General features: G+C 72.2%; 13 protein-coding genes and 1 pseudogene. 8 read left to right on the top strand and 6 right to left on the bottom strand.

Annotated features, from left to right (window positions below; all coding sequences use genetic code 11):
* Nucleotides 1-110: 110 nt before the first annotated feature.
* Both ABZ261_RS25520 and ABZ261_RS25515 read right to left on the bottom strand, forming a co-directional pair.
* Nucleotides 111-2261 carry a family 16 glycoside hydrolase gene (locus ABZ261_RS25520; protein WP_356863056.1) on the bottom strand — a complete coding sequence of 717 codons (2151 nt, stop codon included), beginning with the start codon at nucleotides 2259-2261 and terminating at the stop codon, nucleotides 111-113.
* 44 nt (nucleotides 2262-2305) lie between these two features.
* Nucleotides 2306-4735: a ThuA domain-containing protein gene (locus tag ABZ261_RS25515; protein WP_356863054.1), complete on the bottom strand. Its 2430-nt coding sequence runs from the start codon at nucleotides 4733-4735 to the stop codon at nucleotides 2306-2308.
* Nucleotides 4736-5018: 283 nt separating this feature from the next.
* On the opposite strand from ABZ261_RS25515, the gene ABZ261_RS25510 reads away from it, so the two are divergent.
* Complete coding sequence (locus tag ABZ261_RS25510) at nucleotides 5019-6035, top strand: multicopper oxidase domain-containing protein (RefSeq protein ID WP_356862962.1); 1017 nt, start codon at nucleotides 5019-5021, stop codon at nucleotides 6033-6035.
* A 59-nt stretch (nucleotides 6036-6094) separates the two neighbouring features.
* Here the strand turns inward: ABZ261_RS25510 and ABZ261_RS25505 are convergent, their stop codons facing one another.
* On the bottom strand, nucleotides 6095-6970 hold the full coding sequence (locus ABZ261_RS25505; protein ID WP_356862960.1) for a PhzF family phenazine biosynthesis isomerase: 876 nt from the start codon (nucleotides 6968-6970) through the stop codon (nucleotides 6095-6097).
* 95 nt (nucleotides 6971-7065) lie between these two features.
* Nucleotides 7066-8049, bottom strand: a complete 984-nt coding sequence (locus ABZ261_RS25500) for an aldo/keto reductase (protein WP_356862959.1) — start codon at nucleotides 8047-8049, stop codon at nucleotides 7066-7068.
* A 266-nt stretch (nucleotides 8050-8315) separates the two neighbouring features.
* On the opposite strand from ABZ261_RS25500, the gene ABZ261_RS25495 reads away from it, so the two are divergent.
* Nucleotides 8316-10361: a hypothetical protein gene (locus ABZ261_RS25495; RefSeq protein WP_356862957.1), complete on the top strand. Its 2046-nt coding sequence runs from the start codon at nucleotides 8316-8318 to the stop codon at nucleotides 10359-10361.
* Nucleotides 10358-11899: an ABC transporter substrate-binding protein gene (locus ABZ261_RS25490; RefSeq protein WP_356862955.1), complete on the top strand. Its 1542-nt coding sequence runs from the start codon at nucleotides 10358-10360 to the stop codon at nucleotides 11897-11899. Before ABZ261_RS25495 ends, ABZ261_RS25490 begins: the two co-directional genes overlap by 4 nt.
* Nucleotides 11900-11981: 82 nt before the next feature.
* On the opposite strand, the gene ABZ261_RS25485 is transcribed toward ABZ261_RS25490, so the two are convergent.
* Nucleotides 11982-13118: a serine hydrolase domain-containing protein gene (locus ABZ261_RS25485; RefSeq protein WP_356862953.1), complete on the bottom strand. Its 1137-nt coding sequence runs from the start codon at nucleotides 13116-13118 to the stop codon at nucleotides 11982-11984.
* Nucleotides 13119-13490: 372 nt separating this feature from the next.
* On the opposite strand from ABZ261_RS25485, the gene ABZ261_RS25480 reads away from it, so the two are divergent.
* The 4 genes from ABZ261_RS25480 to ABZ261_RS25465 all read left to right on the top strand — a co-directional run bounded on the left by ABZ261_RS25480 (nucleotide 13491) and on the right by ABZ261_RS25465 (nucleotide 15634).
* Complete coding sequence (locus ABZ261_RS25480) at nucleotides 13491-14504, top strand: 2-hydroxyacid dehydrogenase (RefSeq protein WP_356862951.1); 1014 nt, start codon at nucleotides 13491-13493, stop codon at nucleotides 14502-14504.
* 122 nt (nucleotides 14505-14626) lie between these two features.
* Nucleotides 14627-14953 carry a PadR family transcriptional regulator gene (locus tag ABZ261_RS25475; RefSeq protein ID WP_356862949.1) on the top strand — a complete coding sequence of 109 codons (327 nt, stop codon included), beginning with the start codon at nucleotides 14627-14629 and terminating at the stop codon, nucleotides 14951-14953.
* Entirely contained in the window at nucleotides 14950-15306 is a 357-nt protein-coding gene (locus ABZ261_RS25470; protein WP_356862947.1) for a DUF1048 domain-containing protein, read from the top strand. The genes ABZ261_RS25475 and ABZ261_RS25470 overlap by 4 nt, the downstream gene beginning before the upstream one ends.
* Before the next feature lies 1 nt (nucleotide 15307).
* Nucleotides 15308-15634, top strand: a complete 327-nt coding sequence (locus tag ABZ261_RS25465; protein WP_356862945.1) for a DUF1048 domain-containing protein — start codon at nucleotides 15308-15310, stop codon at nucleotides 15632-15634.
* 75 nt (nucleotides 15635-15709) lie between these two features.
* Here ABZ261_RS25465 and mscL read toward each other — a convergent pair whose 3' ends face one another.
* Nucleotides 15710-16159 (bottom strand): large conductance mechanosensitive channel protein MscL, encoded by a 450-nt coding sequence (gene mscL, locus ABZ261_RS25460; RefSeq protein ID WP_356863052.1) that lies wholly within the window; start codon nucleotides 16157-16159, stop codon nucleotides 15710-15712.
* Here mscL and ABZ261_RS25455 point away from each other — a divergent pair.
* Nucleotides 16092-17912, top strand: a pseudogene (locus ABZ261_RS25455) (FAD-dependent monooxygenase); the annotation flags it as partial. The gene mscL and the pseudogene ABZ261_RS25455 sit on opposite strands and share 68 nt — an antisense overlap.
* Nucleotides 17913-18059 lie beyond the last annotated feature (147 nt).

Raw genomic sequence — 18059 nt, 5'->3', positions numbered from 1 at the left:
GCCGGCGCGCGGAGCCTGCCCCGGACGCGGAGACGCGGCGGTCCGCCGCACCCGCCCGGGCCCGGTGACACCGGGAACGGCGGATACGGCGGACCGGTCGGTACCGCGGTCTACAACTCCCTGATCCGGACGTCCCGGAACGAGACCACGTCCGTCGTGCTGTGCACCTGGAGCCCGATGTAGCCGGAGGCGAACCGCCGCCCGTCCGTGCCGGGGTCGCCCGAGCGCGGCGGCTCGAACTCCAGCCCGCCGACGTTGTCGAACTCGTTGATGAGCACGCCGTTGCGGTAGACCGAGTAGTGCTGGCCCACCACCCGGATCTCGTAGTCGTTCCAGGTGCCCTTCTGGGTCACTCCGGCGCCGGCGAGCCCCACCCGGTCGAAGCCGTAGACCGACCCGGTCTTGTACATGTCGCCACTGGGGCTGTCGAACACCTGGACCTCGTGGCCGTATTCGATGGCGACCCACTCCGGCCGTGTCTCCTCCGGGTGGTCGTGGACCCACGGGAAGCGCACGAACACACCCGAGTTGGCGTTTCCGGAACCGGGGGCGTCGTCACGCCACTGGAGTTTCAGCGAGAAGTCGCCGTAGGTCCGCTCGGGGAACCACAGCATGCCCAGACCCGGCTTCGTGGTGCCGGAGGTGATCGACCCGTCCGGGTTCGGCCGGAACGAGCCGCCGCCCACCTGCTCCCACTTCGCGAACGACTCCGGGGTGCCGTCGAGGATGGTCCGGTAGCCCTCGGTGCGGCCGGGCTCGCCGATCCCGGACCTGCGGGCGGCCTTGTCGATGGCCCGGCTCTCCCGCTTGTCGAGGACGCCCTCGGTCAGCAGCCGGTCCAGCACCCCCGTCACGTGCTTGAGGAACAGGGCGTGCGAGGTCCATTCCTTCTCGTCCTCGATCAGCTCGTTGATCCGGCACCGGTTGTTCGTCACCCGGTTGGGCACCCCCGAGTCGACCGTGCCGACGATCACCGTCAGCCGCTCGTCGTACTCCGGGCAGTCCGGCGCGGGCACCCCGCCGCCGGCCACCACCGTGAAGCTCACGGTCAGCGGCGCGGAGGTGTTGCCCGCCCTGTCGCTCGCCCGGTACGCCACGGTGTGGGCGCCGGCGCGGTCGACGACCACGGGCCCGGTGTACGCCAGGTAGGGGCCGCCGTCCAGGGAGTACTCCACGGCAGCGACGCCCGATCCGCCCTCGTCCGCGGCGCTCACGGTCACCCTGGCGTGGCCGACGTAGGCGCCGGCGGAGTTCCTCGTGCCCTCCACGGTGGCGCCGGTGACGGGCGGGGTGGTGTCCTGCGGGGGAGCGGCGACGACGGTGAACCGCACGTTCTTCTCCGCCGAGACGTTGCCCGCCTTGTCGGTGGCGCGGTAGCGCACGGTGTGGACGCCGGTCTGGTGCACCATCACGGGCGCGGTGTACGCCTGCCAGGCGCCGTCACCGACCGCGTACTCGATGGCGTTGACGCCGGACCCGGTGTCGGAGGCGGTGACGGTCACCGTGGCCATGCCGATGTACGCCCCGTCCGCGTCTCGCTCGCCGCTGACCGTCGCGGAGGTCTCCGGCGGCACGGTGTCGTCGGCCGGCCGGGCGACCACCGTGAAGGCCACGCTCTTCTCGGCGGCGGCGTTGCCCGCCTTGTCGAAGGCGCGGTAGCGGACCGTGTGGTCGCCGACCCGGTCGACGACGACGGGCGTGGTGTACGGCTGCCAGGCGCCGTCGGCGCCGAGCGCGTACTCGACGCGGTCGACACCCGAGCCGTCGTCGGTGGCGCCGATCGTCACGCTCGCCGAACCGACGTACTGGCCCTGGGCGTTCCGCGTGCCCGTGACCTCCGCCGACGTCGTGGGCGCCGTGGTGTCCGCACCGCCGCCCTGGGTCACCACCAGCACGCCCTTCATCTCCCCGTGCCCGGGGATCGTGCAGTGGTAGAAGTAGCGGCCGGGCGTCAGCGTGACCTCGGCGGTGTGCCGGCCGCCCTGGTCGTCGAAGGGGTTGGCGAGGATGTTGAGCTGCACGTCGCTGTTGTACTCGGGGTCGTTGGCGACGAAGGTCAGGGTGTGCGGCATGCCCATGGTGTTGCCGGTCGCCGCGCTGTTCTCGAAGACGATCGTCGCCGGGCCCGCCACCGCCGTGGCGGGCGCCGACCCGTACCGGGTGATGTCGTCGCCGGCGGTCCAGGTCAGGACCTGTTCCGCCGCGGCCCCGGCGGCCTCCGGCTGCCCGGCCGCGGGCACCGCCTGCAGGCCGAGCACCATCAGCAGGCCGGCCAGCAGGGCGGCCCACTTCCTTCGCCCGCGTATCACCGCGTCCCCCTCGCCAGTTGTCCGGCGGCCGGGGTGGGCCCGCCTCCGGTGTAGGTGACCCGCCACAGGGCCGACTTGGAGTCGGAGGTGAAGAAGCCGCGGCCGTAGTCGAGGACGTACAGCGCACCGTCCGGACCGAACTTCCAGTCCATCAGGTTCTTGATGCCGTTGTTCCCGGTCGGCACGATCTTCTTCAGTGACTCCGAGTGCACCGGCAGACCGCCGTCCCCCTGCGTCTTCGGGTCCATCAGCACCGCGTTGCGCGGCTGGTCGGCGTCGTAGAAGTCGCCGACGAACCACTTGCCGTCCCAGTACTCCGGCCATGCGGTGCCGCTCGCCTTCGCGGCGTCGTAGCGGTAGACCGGGCCGTCCATCGCGGCCTGGCCGCCGCCCTTGAGCCACGGCAGCCGGTAGGCCGCCTCCTCCTGCTTGTACGACGGCACGCCGTTCGCGTCGCGCGGGTAGTCGGGTCCGCCGCCCTGCGGGGAGTACCAGATGTTGTTCCCGGTCACGGGGGGCAGGTTGACCAGGCCGTCGTTGTTGGGCGACTCGTTCTTCGGGTGGTCGCAGTCGTACCAGCCCAGCGGCTCGGACGGGTCCGGCAGGTTCCGGTCCCGGTACGGCTGCCGGTTGCCCATGCAGTACGGCCAGCCCCGGTTGCTCGCCTTGGTGATCACGGCGAACGTGTCGTACTTGGCCGGGCCCCATGTCGTCGACGGGGCGCCCGCGTCCGGTCCGACCCAGCCCGCGTACAGCGTGTCGGTGGCCTTGTCGACGGAGATGCGTGCCGGGTTGCGCACGCCCATGACGTAGATCTCGCCGCGTGTCTTGCCGCCGCCCTCCGCGGTCTCCCGGCCGGTGAACAGGTTGCCCTCGGGGAGGGTGTAGGTCCCGTCCGGCTCCGGGTGGATGCGCAGGATCTTGCCGTTGAGGTTGTTGGTGTTGCCGGCGGTGCGGCGCGCGTCGGCGAAGGACACGCCCTTGTATGCGGGCTGCGGATTGTTGCCCGAGTAACCGTCGCTGAAGCCGCTGGAGTTGTTGTCACCGGTGGCGATGTACAGGTTGCCCTTGGAGTCCCAGGCCATCCCGCCGCCCGCGTGGCAGCAGCTGTGGATCTGCACCGGCCACTTCAGCAGCACCTTCTCGCTGCTCAGGTCGAGCTTGCTGGTGGCGTGGTCGAAGGTGAAGCGGGACACGCGCCGCTCGGCCATGTGGGTGCTGCGGTTGATCTCGGAGTGGGGCGTGTAGTGCAGATACACCCACCCGTTCTGCTCGAAGCGCGGGTCGAGTTCGATCCCGAGGAGTCCCTCCTCGACCTTGGTCAGCTCGTCGCCGCCGCCCTTGTTGCCGAAGACGGTGAGCTCACCGGCCAGGGTGACCTTCCCGGTGGCCGGGTCGTAGACGTGGATCTGGCCCTTGCCCTTGCCGATGTCGGGGTCGTTCCAGTCGGTGACCACGGGCTGGGAGGAGTCCGCGCCGCCGCGGCCGATGTAGAAGACGCGGCCGTCGGGCGCGGTGACCAGGCCGTGCGGCTCGCCGATCTGGTCGTTGCGTCCCGGCTGGTTGGGCTGGGTGAGCCGTTCCGCCTTGTAGTTGCCGGTGATGGTCGCCTTGCAGTCGGCCCGCACCAGCCGGGTGGCCCACAGCAGGGCGCCGCGCAGGTGGGCGCGGAAGTCGGCCTCGTCGTACGAGGACACCGTGCCGCCCATGCCGGTGTAGAAGGACCGTCCTCCGTCGTAGTCCCGGCACCAGCTGACGGGGTGGTCCCAGCCGTTCGCGCCGGTTCCCGGCTGGTAGGTCGACTCGCGCACCCGCGCCACGGTGTGCACCTCGCCGGACGGGTTCTTCTGCCAGTTCAGCCACTTGTCGGGCCGTTTCCACTGCAGCGGCAGGTCCTTGGTGGCGGGGTGCCGGCGGTCACCGACCTCGACGGTGGCCCGCTGGACGCCCGACGGACCGCCCGCGGCCGGGCGGGCGCCCACGAGGCCCGTGAACCAGTCCGAGTACGGTTCCGCGCGGGCCGCGTCATGGATGCCGACGAAACCGCCGCCGGCTTCCATGTACGCCTCGAGACCGGCCTCCTGGTCGGCGTCGAGGACGTCACCGCCGCCGGTGAGGAACACGATCGCGTTGTAGCGGCCGAGTCTGCGCTCCTTGGTGAAGACGGAGGCGTCGTCGGTGGCCTCGACCTTGAAGCGCTCGGCCGCCGGGCCGCTGAGCCCGATCTTCTCGATCGCCGCGATCCCGGCGTTCACCAGCGGCGATTCGTCCCCGGACGCGGCGGTCCCGTAGAAGATCAGCACGCGCACGTCCTCGCCACCGGGCGGCGACGTGATCGACATCGTTGTCGAGGACGGGTCCGGCGCCGGCCGTGCGCCGGCCGCGGGAGCCGACAGGAGCCCCGCCGCGAGGAAGCCGGCGGTCAGGGAGGCCAGCCGGACGCGTCTTCTTCCCGTGCCTTTGGCGCTCGACCCTCGTAAGTGCTCGGGTTGTCGATGCGATGCGAACCGCACGTGGTCACCCACCCCTCCTTGGTCGCGGCAGCAGCGCCAAGGAAGCTAGACCTCTTTGCACAGTTCGCCAATAGGTATGACCAGGTTGCGACGAACTTTGTCCTGGGAGTGGATAAACAGGGCGGCGCCCGGTACCGTCCCACGGGTTCACCACAGCTCCGTCTTGCAAACACCGTACCCACGGGGGGAGTTCGGCATGAACCGACGCGGCTTCAACCGGCGCGTGCTGCTGGGCGGTGCGGTCGCCGCCACCTCGCTGTCGCTGTCCCCGGACCCGGCCGGCGCCGTGACGTCGGCGAGGACGGCCCCGGCCGGGGGCGAGGTCAGGCACCTCAAGCTGTACGCCGAGAAGCTGCCCGACGGCCAGATGGGCTACGGCCTGGAGAAGGGCAAGGCGACGATCCCCGGCCCGCTGATCGAACTCAACGAGGGCGACACCCTGCACATCGAGTTCGAGAACACCATGGACGTCGCCGCGAGCCTGCACGTGCACGGCCTCGACTACGAGATATCCAGCGACGGCACCCGCATGAACAACAGCCACGTGGAGCCGGGCGGCACCCGCACCTACACCTGGCGCACGCACGCGCCCGGCCGCCGCAAGGACGGCACCTGGCGGGCGGGGAGCGCCGGCTACTGGCACTACCACGACCACGTCGTGGGCACCGACCACGGCACCGGCGGCATCCGCAAGGGCCTGTACGGACCGGTGATCGTCCGCCGCAAGGGCGACGTCCTGCCGGACACCACGCACACCATCGTCTTCAACGACGGGCTGATCAACAACAAGCCCGCGCACTCGGGGCCGAACTTCGAGGCCACCGTGGGCGACCGGGTCGAGTTCGTCATGATCACCCACGGTGACTACTACCACACCTTCCACATGCACGGGCACCGCTGGGCGGACAACCGCACGGGCATGCTCACCGGACCCGACGACCCGAGCCAGGTCGTCGACAACAAGATCGTCGGCCCGGCGGACTCCTTCGGGTTCCAGGTGATCGCGGGGGAGGGGGTCGGCGCCGGCGCCTGGATGTACCACTGCCACGTGCAGAGCCACGCCGACATGGGGATGGTGGGGCTGTTCCTGGTGAAGAAGCCGGACGGAACGATTCCCGGGTACGACCCGCACGAGCACGGGCAGGTCACCGAGGCCGAGCCGGACGCCGAGGCCGCGCCGGACGCCGAGCCGGAGGCCGGGCACCGGCACTGATGGTCCGCGACCGGGTGAGCCCGGGGGTCCGCGGGGCGCCGGACCCCCGGGGCGGCGGCTCAGCCGATGCGGGTTCCCGTTCCGCTGACACGGACGCGCGCTTCGCCCGCGCGCAGCGTCACCGTGAGCTCGCCGGGGCGGCCCAGGTCCTCGCCCTGATACAGGGTGAGGACGGCGTCCTGCGGGACCAGGCCCAGCTCCCGGGCGTAGGCGCCGAACGCGGCGGCCGCGGCGCCGGTCGCGGGGTCCTCGACGACGCCGCCGACCGGGAACGGGTCACGGACGTGGAAGACGGAGGCCGACTCCCGCCACACCAACTGGAGCGTGGTCAGGTCCAGACGGTGCATCAGCGCTTCGAGGCGCGGGAAGTCGTAGGCGAGATCCGCGAGGCGCGCACGTGTCGCCGCCGCGAGGACGAGGTGGCGGGCGCCGGCGAAGGCGATACGCGGCGGGAAGTCCGGGTCGAGGTCCGCGGACGGCCAGCCGAGCGCGGCGAGCGCCTCGGCGAGGTCGGCGTCGGCGATCTCCTCGGTGTGCGGCTCGACGCTGGTCAGCGTGGCCCTGAGCGCCCCGCCCTCCACGGTCACCTCCACCGGCACGGTGCCGGCGCGCGTCGCGAACACCAGCTTCCCGGGGCCCGTCCGCTCGGCGAGCGCGACGGCCGCCGCCACGGTGGCGTGCCCGCAGAACGGCACCTCGGCCTTGGGGCTGAAGTACCGGATGCCGTAAGCCCGCCCCTCCTGGCCGCCGAGCCCCTCCGGGGGCGCGGTCAGGAACGCGGACTCCGAGTAACCGAGGCCGGCTGCGACGGCGAGCATGTCGTCGTCGTCCAGGGCGGAGGCGTCGAGAACGACACCGGCGGGATTGCCGCCGTCGGGATCACCGGAGAAGGCGGTGTAGCGCAGCACCTCGGGCTGCGGGGCGTTCGTCGTCATGGTTCCGGGAACGCGGGACGGGTCCGCGGGTATTCCTCGCCGTAGGTCAGCGCGGCGGGGGCGAGGACCGGACGGCGGTCCCGAGGGGGGAGCCGTCAGCCGTGCACCGGGGCCCGTTCGTCCAGCAGGCCCTCGCCGCGCAGATCGTCCCAGACCTGTGCCGGGATCTCCACGCCGAACGCCGCGACGTCGCGCCGTACCTCCTCGGCGCTGCGCATGCCGACCACGATGCCCGCGACCGCCGGGTGGCGGAGCGGAAAGGCCATCGCCACCGCGGGCAGCGTCACACCGTGCGCCTCGCACACGTCGGCCATGCGGTGGGCGCGCTCCAGCATCCGCGGCGAGGCGGGCGCGTAGTCGAAGGCGGCGCCCTCGGCGGGGCGGGCCACGGCCAGCAGGCCCGAGTTGAAGACCGACGCCGCGAGAACCGACACCTGCCGCTCCCCGCACGCCGGCAGGAGTTCGTCCAGGGCGCTCTGGTCCATCAGCGTGTAACGGCCGGACAGCATCACCACGTCGACGTCCGACTCGCGGACCAGCCGGGTCAGCTTGCCGGGATGGTGCATCCCCGCGCCGATCGCGCCCACCACCCCCTGGGCGCGCAGTTCGGCGAGGGCCGGACAGCCCTCCTCCAACGCCTCCTCGAACCGGTCCTCCGCGTCGTGCAGGAGCAGCAGGTCGACACGGTCGACGCCCATCCGCTCCAGCGAGTCCTCCACACTGCGCAAGACGCCGTCCCGCGTGAAGTCCCACACCCGGCGGTGCGTGGCCGGCACCGCGAAGCTCTCGTCCATGCGGCCCGCCGGATCCTGCGGCACCAGGAGCCTGCCCACCTTCGTCGACAGCGTCACCTCCGTGCGCGGTCTGCCGCGGAGCAGTTCGCCGACGCGGCGCTCGGAGTGCCCGAGGCCGTAGTGCGGAGCGGTGTCGAACCAGCGGATCCCGCTGTCCCAGGCCGCTTCGAGGGCTCCCGCGGCGGTCTCGTCGTCGACCGGGGCGTAGAGCCCGCCGAGCGGACCGCCGCCGAATCCCAGCTCCGTGACGTGCACCTCGCTCCGGCCGAGTCGGTTCCGTCTCATCCACCGTTCCCCTCACGAGCGATCCCCGGGTGACCCCGGCCGGACGGTCCGCCCCGCGGGTCGGGGTCCGGCCCGGGGCCGGCCCGGACACCGCAGGGCGGGCCCCGCGTCCGTGCGCGGGGCGTCACGATTGCGTAACCGAGAGGTGCTGCAGTGCGTACTGTGTGTCGCCGTGTGAGGTGCGACACTTATTCTCTTCGAGCCTGACGAGGCGTCACTGAGTCGGACGACGGGGGAGCGCAGTGACTCTGTACGGACGGTCTGCCGTGCTCGACGAGCTGGTACCCGAACTGGTGGGGCTCAAGCCGGAGGGGCACAGCCGATTGCGTATTCCGGGCGGGAGCCCGCTGCTGGTCGAGTGCACCGGCGGGCGGCGCACCGGCAAGACCGCGCTGCTGGAACGGCTCGCGGAGCGGTACGCGCAGCGCATACCGCAGGCGTACGCGGATCTCGCGGCGGACGACTTCGGCCAGCCCGGCCTCGCGCCCCCGGACGACGACACCGCCAACGCGTCGCGTACGACGGATCTGCTCTTCTACCTGATGGACAGGCTGAGTCAGCAGCCGCGGGAGTTCCGCGGGAAGCTGGCCTTTCCGCGGCTCACCCAGGGGCTGCTCGCGGTCACGAGCTGGCAGGCGGTCCAGCCCGCCGAACTCGCCGCGGCGCGCAGCCGGCTGGCGGGCCTGCTCCGGGAGAGCCAACCGGACCTGCAGGCTCGCAGGAACCGGGTGGCGGGCTGGATCACACAGGTCACGGAGGGCCTCGGCGCCGTGCCGGGGCTGGGGCCCGGACTGCGGGAGCTCGTGCCGCCGCTCACGGAGATCGTCACCACCGAGCTGCTCGGCCCCCACGCCAACAGGGACGGGCTGAGATGGTGGTCGGAGCGGCGGGTGAGCTCCCAGGGCGACGCGCACGCCCAGCTGACCGAGCTCGCCATGCGGTTCCGCGGCGACCCCGACGACCGGCGGCTCGCGGAACGGCACCTGTACGCGGCCCTCCTGGAGGATCTGGCCGACCACTACACCCGGCTGCGCCGGGCGAACCGTGTGCCACGCCCGCTGCTGCTGCTGGACAACGTCCACACGGCGCTGGGCCGTGAGGTGTGGGACACGCTGACCCGCGTGTGGCACGAGGAGGCCCCCCGGTCCCGGCCGGGCGTCGTCGCGACGTCCCTCGCCGCGGAGCCGGCCGTGCCGGATCCGGAGAGCGCCCCGTCCACGCGGAGCGCGGCCGGCCCGTTCTGGAGACGGGAGGCGCCGGACGCCCCGGCGGGCTGGGTGCTGCGGCTGCCGCTGGCGCAGCTCGGCCTCGACGAGGTCAAGGAGATGTTCGGCGCGGACCGGCCCGAGCCCGGCGCGGCCCAGGTGATCCACCGGCTCAGCGCCGGACGGGCCGGGATCGCCCACACGCTGGTGCAGGCCGTCCGGGGACAGATCCGCCGCGGGGAGCCCCTCGACCTCCGCTCGCTGCTCGACGTGCCGCACGGCGACGAGCCGGGGCCGTCCGTGAACGAGCGGCTGCTGCGGATCCTGATCCCCGCCGAGGTCGCCAGAGCGCGCCTGGTGTACTACGCCCCGGCCCTGGACGACACGGCCGCCCACCAGCTCAGCGCCCACTACCCGCCCGGCGACCCCGGGGGTGTCCCCGTGCAGGAGACCCTGGTCCGGCTGCGCGACGACCACTGGGGCCGCCGTCCCTGGCCGGGCGTCGACGGACCGTTCGTCGGCGACCCCACCCTGCGCACCCTGCTCCTGCACGACCTGCACCTACGGGCCCAGGAGACGCCGGGGGCCGAGCGGTGGAGGAACATCCACCTGCTGCTGCGCTCCCTGTACGCACCGGACGCCTACGGCGGCGCGACGGCACTGCACGACGTCCGCTACCTGCACCACTCGCTCGCGATCGGTGACGCGGACACGGTCACCCGGGCCCTGCACCGCCGCCTGGCCGAACAGGACGCCCCGTCCTGGCTCACGGCCCTCAACCTGGTCTGCGCGGCGCCGCACCCCCCGGCGAACCTGGCCGCCCCGCCCGCGGCGCCTTCGACCTGCCCGGCGTGCACGGCCGACGACGACCCCGTGCACCAGGCCGTGCGGCTCCTGCTGACCAACCTCTGGGAGCAGTCACACCCTCTGGCACCGCCCGACACGGAGAAGATCAACAGTGTCCGGCTGCAACTGCTCACGCTCGCCCAGCGCAGCGCCCCCACGGCCCAGCGGGTCTTCTTCCAGGCGTACGAGCAGTGGCCGCTGCTCCTGAACCGCTGGTGTCAGGCGCCCGACTTGCCGACCTACGGAGAGGCCCGCACATGAAGCTCTGGCCCGCCGGCCCCCTGTACCAAGCCCTGCTGGTCATAGCCGCTGCCACCGCCGTCGCGACCGGTGGCTACTTCGTCTACCGCTCCTGGTTCGCCGACGACCCGGCCTGCGCCCCCGGGGTGTCGAGGCACGGCCCCCGGCACGAGTGCGTGGGCGTCACGGACGGCGCCTACACCTACGACCCGTCGCTGAAGAAGGTCACCGGCCTCATCCGCGCCGAGAACGAGCGCGCCGGACACCGGACCAAGGGCGCGGCGACGCCGCCCGCCACCATCGCCCTGATGATCCCCATGATCTCCGACAACCCCGCCGAGCAGCGGGAGTACGTCGAGCAGGTCCAGGGCGCCTACCTCGCCCAGTACCGCGCCAACCACAACACCAACAGGCAACCGCCGATCCGCCTCCTCCTCGCCAACCCCGGCCGCGGCTACAAGCAGTGGCGGGTGGTCGCCGACCAGCTGGTACGGGCCGCGTCCGACGAGAAGCAGAACCTGCGGGCCGTGGCCGGCATCAACATCAGCCTGAAGGAGACCGCGGACGCCATCGCGTACCTGACCGAGGAGAAGGGCATTCCCGTGGTCGCCGGCCCCATGACCGCGGACGACATCGCGAACGGGGAGAAGCACCCGCACCGGTACCCGGGGCTGGCCCGCGTCGCCCCCGGCAACGCCGACCAGGCCGACGCCCTCGCCTCCTACGGCAAGGACATCAAGCCCGCCGAGACGATGGTCATCGAAGACATCCGGGAGGGCGACAACTATCTGGAGAGCCTGCGCAAGAGGTTCGAGGAGCTCGCCGATGGCGCTCCCAACGCGCCGGAGACCTTCCGCTCCCCGCCCGACTTCAACGACGAGGGGAACCTCTCCAACGACTTCCACCAGATGGTCCCGGACATCTGCACCTCGGCCGCGAAGACCGTCTACTTCGCCGGACGGCCGGTGCAGCTGAGGCAGTTCCTGATCGAGCTGGGCGAGCGGAACTGCAACAAGCACTACACCGTCATCACCGGCTCGCACGCCTCGACCCTCACGGTCGACGAGAAGTTCGCCCACCACTGGGACGCTCTCACCAAGGGCGCGGGCATCACCCTCCGCTACGCCGCACTGGCCCACCCCGATGCCTGGGGCGACAGGAGCACCGAGAGGACGGGAGGCAGCAGGGCCGCGATGAAGGAGCTGACCGGCCTGCTCCGTGAGGCCGGCGCCACCCCGCCCGACCTCGTCGACGGCCGGATCATCATCACCTACGACGCGGTCGGCACCGCGGTCGAGGGCATCCGCAACGACGCCGTGGGCGCAGTGGACATGCCCACCCTCGCGGAGGTCGCCGACAGCTGGCTGCGGCTGCACGGCACCAACCGGGTCGGGGGCGCCAGCGGCTGGATCTGCCTCGACCAGTACGGCAACCCCCACAACAAGGCGGTGCCCATCGTCCACCTCGACCCGCGCAGGAAGACCGCCGTCTTCGACCGCATCGCCTGGCCCGCGGGCCGGGCCCCCGACGTCAACTGCTCGATTCCCAGGAAGAGGTGAACGCGCGGGGCCGTCGGGGAGCGTCCGGCCCCGCCGGCCCCGCCCGCCCCGGCGGGGCCGGAGGCCGGCCGGCCGCGGGTGATCAGGGGACGAGGAGGTCGGCGATCCTCACGACCATGTCCTCCTCGGTCGTCAGCGGAGTGGGCGTGTAGGACAGCACGAGGCGGGTCCCGAGGTCTTCACTGGCGAACATGCGGGTGCGGTACCCGTAGCTCTCCCCGGTCTTCCCCCAGAAGAGCGTGCCCTTCACCCTGACCGCTTGCAGGCCCATGCTGTAGCGGGCCGGGCCGCCGTCCAGCATGCGCACCGCGGGCGGCGGCAGGGTGGTCAGCTTCTCCAGCGCGCGGGGCGGCAGGAGCGCGCCGGAGAACAGGGCGTCCTGGAAGCGGAAGAGATCGTCGGCGGTGGAGACCAGTTCCCCTTCACCCCATGCGGAGGACTGGTCGTACGTCGTCACGTCGCGCAGGCTGCCGTCCGTCATGCGCAGGTAGCCATGGATGTGGGGGCCGTGCAGCCGGGGGTCGCCGCCGGGGATCAGCGTGCCGGTCAGTCTCAGGGGGCGCACGATGCGGGAGTCGATCGCGTCTGCGTAAGGACGCCCGGTCACGGCCTCGACGAGCAGGGCGAGCAGCACGTAGTTGATGCCCCGGTACTCCTGCCTGGTGCCGGGGGCGAACTTCGGCCGGTCGTGCGTCACGGTGGCGACCAGGGCGTGCGGTGTCCAGTGGTCGAAGCGGTGGCGCAGGACCGCTTCCGGTGTGCTGAGGTCCGGCTGGCCCCGATGGTCGGGCAGGCCGCTGGTGTGGTCGAGCAGGTGCGACACGGTGATGCGGCGGAAGCTGCGGGGCAGGGACAGTCCGGGCAGACAGTCGGTGACAGGGGCGTCCAGGTCCAGGCGGCCCTCCGCCCACAGCTGGAGGACGACCGTCGCCACGAAGGGTTTCGTCACGCTGCCCGCCCGGAACCGGTCGCCGGCGCGGACCGGTCGCCCGCTCGTGAGGTCGGCGGCGCCCGCGGTGCCGTACCAGCGGTCGCCCCGCCGGTCGATCAGCAGGTGGGAGGCGGTCGCCGGCGGATGCGACAGATCGCTGATCGCGGCCTGCAGGTCCGCGGGATCCGGGGACGCCGATGCCGCCCGGGCGCTGGCGCGACCCGTGAGGACGGCGAGGGCACCGGCCGCGCAGGCGCCGGTGAAGGCGCGTCTGGAGAGGAAGGTCATGGTGGAAGATGGTTCCGCGTCTGCCCCCACCGCGGCATCCGGGACGCCCCCTGGTCGGCCCCTGGTCGACCCCTGACACCACCCCGACGGATCCCCGGGGGGCGTCCCGGCTCCGCGGCGGTGCAGGCGGTGGGACCGGCCCCCGCGCTCCACCACGACCTGCGCCGCGACGCGTCCGGGCGGCCTTCGCCGGGTCGCGGTTCACCACCCCGCTGCCTGACCCCGCCGGGGAGCGCTGCCGTCGAACAGGGCCGGAAGTCCCGGACAGGGCCCGGCGACCCGGCGGTGCGGGGAGGCTTTCCGGCCCTGCCGTCGCGGTGCTCCGGGCCTAGGGTGGGACAGGTGATCGCCCGCGTCCTGTGAGGAGAGCTCATGGAGATCGTCGCCTACGGTGTCCTCGCCGACGAGGAGCCGCTGCTGCAGGACGCCTTCGACCGGGCGTTCGCCGGCCGTCATCGGCTGCGCTCCCTGCGGCTGTTCCTCGACCGGGACACCGCCCCCACCGCCGCCGGCCACGAGGTGGTGCTCAGCGGTGTCAACGACGTCCTGGACGCGGGGGTTCTGCGCACGCTGGCCGGGGGCGGCACGAGGATGATCGCCCAGCGGGCCACCGGCTACAACAACATCGACCTGACGGCGGCCGGGGAACTCGGACTGACCGTGGCCCGGGTGTCGTCCTACTCGCCGTACGCAGTCGCCGAGTTCGCCTGGGCGCTGGCGCTCGCCGTGGACCGGCGGATCGTGCGGGCGGCGCACCGGACGCGGGAGTTCGACTTCCGGCTCGACGGGCTGATGGGCCGCGACCTGCACGGCCGCACCGCCGGAGTGGTGGGCACCGGGAAGATCGGGACCGCGTTCGCCCGCATCGCGCACGGCTTCGGGATGCGGCTGCTGGGCTGGGACGTCGCCGGGAATCCCGACTGCCTCGCCCTGGGCATGGAGTACGTCGAACGGGAGCGGCTGTTCGCCGAGGCGGACCTGGTCAGCCTGCACGTGCCGCTGCTGGCGGAGACCCATCACCTGGTGGACGCCCGGGCCCTGGCGCTGATGAAGGACGACGCGATCCTGGTCAACTCCAGCCGGGGCGGCCTGGTGGACACCGACGCGCTGCTCCAGACCCTGCGGGCGGGACGGCTGAGCGGCGTCGGCCTCGACGTGTACGAGGAGGAGGCCGGGGTGTTCTTCCTCGACAAGTCGCTCGAGGTGATGACCGACGAACGCCTCGCCCGGCTGATGACCTTCTCCAACGTGCTGGTCACCTCGCACCAGGCGTACTTCACGCGGGACGCCGTGGCGCAGATCGCGGAGTCCACCGCCGGCAACGTCGCCGACCACCTGGCCGGCCGCACCGGCGACAACACCCTGGTCCGGCCCGCCGCCGTCTGAGCGCGCGCTCCGCGGATCCCCGGGCGCCGCAGCCCCGTCCTGCCGCCCTTGCCACTACTCAGTGGTACCGTACAGCGGTACTCGGTGTCACCAAGTACCGACAGGGTTGAGGAGCATCCGCGATGGACGACCTGACGGAGATGCTGAAAGGCACGCTCGAAGGGTGCGTGCTCGAGATCATCGGCAGCGAGGAAACCTACGGGTACGCCATCACCCGCCGGCTGAACGAGCTCGGCTTCACCGACGTCATCGAGGGGACGGTCTACACCATCTTGCTGCGGCTGGAGAGGAAAGGGCTCGTCCAGGTGACGAAACGACCCTCCGGTGTCGGTCCGCCGCGCAAGTTCTACGCGCTCAACGACGCCGGACGCGAGGAACTCGCGAAGTTCTGGGCGAAGTGGCAGTACCTCTCATCACGCATCGACAGGCTGAAGGAAGGCGGGAGATGAACTTCTGGGAGAAGGTCACAGGCAGCGATCTCACCAGGGAGTGGAAGGCGTTCGAGGCCCGGGCCGAGGTCCTGCCGGACGACCACCGGGCGGCGTGGGGGCAGATCATCGCCCACCTTTTCCCGTACGGGGACTTCACCGGCCGCAACCTGCTGCCGATCCTCGACTCCGCCCTGGGGCTGCTCGAACTGGCAGCGGCGGACGGGCAGAGCGCCCACGAGGTGCTCGGCGAGGACGTCCCGGGCTTCTGCACCGCGCTGGCCGGCGGAGCGGGCGCCCGGACGTATCGCGACCGGTGGCGCGAGCAGTTGAACAGGAACGTCGCGAGGAAACTGAGCCGGCTGGGAGGCTGACGTGAGCATCCAGGACATCATCGAAGGCAAGAAGCAGTGGCGGGCGCACGTGGCCCGGGTCAAGGCACTCCCGCCGGACTACCGGATCGTCTACAAGGAGATGCAGAAGTACCTGTTCAAGGTCGGACCGATCAGCCTGCCCGACGGGCCCCTGCTCCCCGGGATCCTCGACTTCTTCGAGGAGGGCGTCGCCGCGGGCAGGGGAGTCGTCGAACTCATCGGCGCCGACGTCGCCGCGTTCTGCGACGACCTGGTCAAGGACTCCCCCACGTACGCGGATCTCTACCAGGCGTCCCTCGACGCGGAGTCCGGCGCGGGCGAGAAGTGACGCACGCGGGCAGCGGTCCGGGACGTTCGCAGCTCCGCCCTCCGCCGCGCACGGCGATGTCGGTCCCGGTGCGCGTCACACGCGCGCCTGCGGAGCGCCGCGGTCGTCCGCCCCGGTCAGCGGCGTCAGCTCGCTGGTGCAGTGCCCGCATCGGCTGGCCCGGGCGGGCACGACGTTCAGGCAGGCCGGGCAGTCACGTTGTTCGGCCTGCACGTCGCTGTGCGGGGCGAAGCGCTCGTGCAGCCGGTTGATCGGCAGGACGACGAGGAAGTACAGCGCGGACGCGATGAGGAGGAAGCTGATCGCGGCGTTGACGAACTGGCCGTAGGGGAAGGTGGTCCGGCCTGCTGTGAACGTCTTGCGGCTGAAGTCGCCCGTCACTCCCGTGGCCAGTCCCACGACCGGGGTCAGGAAGGCCTTCACGAAACCGTTGACGACGGCGGTGAAGGCGGCCCCGATGACGATGCCGACGGCCAGGTCCACCACGTTGCCGCGCAGGATGAAACTGCGGAACCCTCCCAGCAGTTCCTTCATCGGTGTCGTCTCCTTTCCCGTGTGCCTTTCGGCGCCCAGGGCGGGACCGGTCGCCCGCCCGCCCTACGTGTGCCCCCTGTGCCGCCGGCACACCGGCCCTGAGCCGATCGCCACACACCCCGCACGGCGTCGCCACCGAACTCCGCGGCGCGGCACGGCACAGCGGCTCCGCGCGCACCCGCGTCGTCCACGACGAGGACCGGGGCGACCGGGCAGGGCGTGTCCGGGACGCGACCGCTCCGGTTCGCCGCCCCTCCGCCATGACGTACCGTCATGTCCCCCTGTCAGGCGGGCCGCCCCTGCACCGAGGGGGCGGCCCGACGACGTCGAGGAGCATGTGATGGGCCTGCCCGCAACCACCACCGAAGTCCTGATAGCCGGAGCCGGGCCCACCGGCCTCGTGCTCGCCTGCGACCTCGCCCGGCGCGGGATCGCCTGCCGCGTCGTGGAGCGGGCGAGCCGCGGCTTCCCCGGCTCACGCGGCTCCGGCCTCCAGCCGCGCAGCCTGGAGGTCTTCGACGACCTGGGCGTCATCGACGCGGTACGGGCGGCGGGCGGCCCCGTGCAGCGCCTCCAGAGCTGGGACGGCACCGCACGGGTCGCCGAATGGGACGTGGTCGAGCGCTCCGAGCCCTCGCCCACCGTCCCGTACGGCGACATCTGGATGCTCCCGCAGTGGCGCACCGTCGAGATCCTCCAGGCGCGGCTCGAAGAGCTGGGCGGAAGCGTCGAGTTCGGCTGCGGGCTGACCGGTTTCGAGCAGGACGCGGACGGGGTGACGGCACGGCTGCGGGGACCGGACGGCGCCGAGTCGGCCGTACGGGCCGGTTATCTGGTCGCGGCCGACGGCGGACGCAGCACGGTCCGCAAGGCCCTCGGCGTGGGCTTCCCCGTCACCGAGCTCGTCACCGACCCGACACTGATCGCGGACGTCCTCGTCGACGGAGTGGACCGCGCGCACTGGCACGTGTGGCCCACCGCGCCGGGCGGACGCGTCGCATTCCGCCCGCTCGAAGGGTCGGACCTCTTCCAGATGATCGCCTTCTTCCAGGGCGCGGGCCCGGACTTCACCCCCGACGCCACGCCGCAGGCCGTCCAGCAGCTCGTCGTGGAGCGCACCGGCCACGAGGGCGTGCGGGTGCACGAGGTGCGGTGGTCGTCGGTGCTGCGCATCAAGGCCGGGATCGCCGACCGCTTCCGCGTCGGCCGCGTCCTGCTCGCGGGCGACGCCGCGCACATCCATTCGCCTACGGGCGGCCAGGGCCTCAACACCAGCATCCAGGACGCGTACAACCTCGGCTGGAAGCTCGGCGCGGTGCTGCGCGGCGCCTCCGACGCGCTCCTCGACACCTACGAGGCCGAGCGGCGGCCGGTCGCGCAGCAGGTGCTCGCCCTCACCACTCAGGTCTTCGAGCAGGACCGCGCGGACACGGACCGCGGCTTCTCCCGGCGCGGCGGCGAGACCTTCCAACTGGGCCTCGGCTACCGCGAGAGCCCCCTGACCCGCGAGTGCCGCGAGGGACTGGCGGACGACGCGCTGCGCGCCGGGGACCGCGCCCCCGACGCCCCGTGCGGGCCCGTCCGCCTCTTCGACCTCTTCCGCGGCCCGCACGCCACGCTCCTCGCCTTCGGCGGGGCCGACGCCCCGGCCTCGGAGCGCCACAGGCTGGTCCGGGTCGGCCGGCCCGGCCGGCAGGCCGACGTCGTCGACGTGGACGGGCACGCGCACCGGGCGTACGGGGACCGGGGACTCTTCCTGGTACGGCCCGACGGGTATGTGGGGCTCGCCACGGAGGACCCGGGGTCGTCGACCGCGAGCACCGGCGACCGGGTGGTGGTGGAGAACCGCACCTCGGCCGGTGTCCGCTCCTCCAGCGCGCGGGCGAGCCGC

Source organism: Streptomyces sp. NPDC006193 (genome assembly GCF_040613915.1).
Classification (GTDB): Bacteria; Actinomycetota; Actinomycetes; order Streptomycetales; family Streptomycetaceae; genus Streptomyces.
The sequence above is the reverse complement of the archived record's forward strand: the minus strand, read 5'-3'. Positions and strand labels throughout refer to the sequence as shown.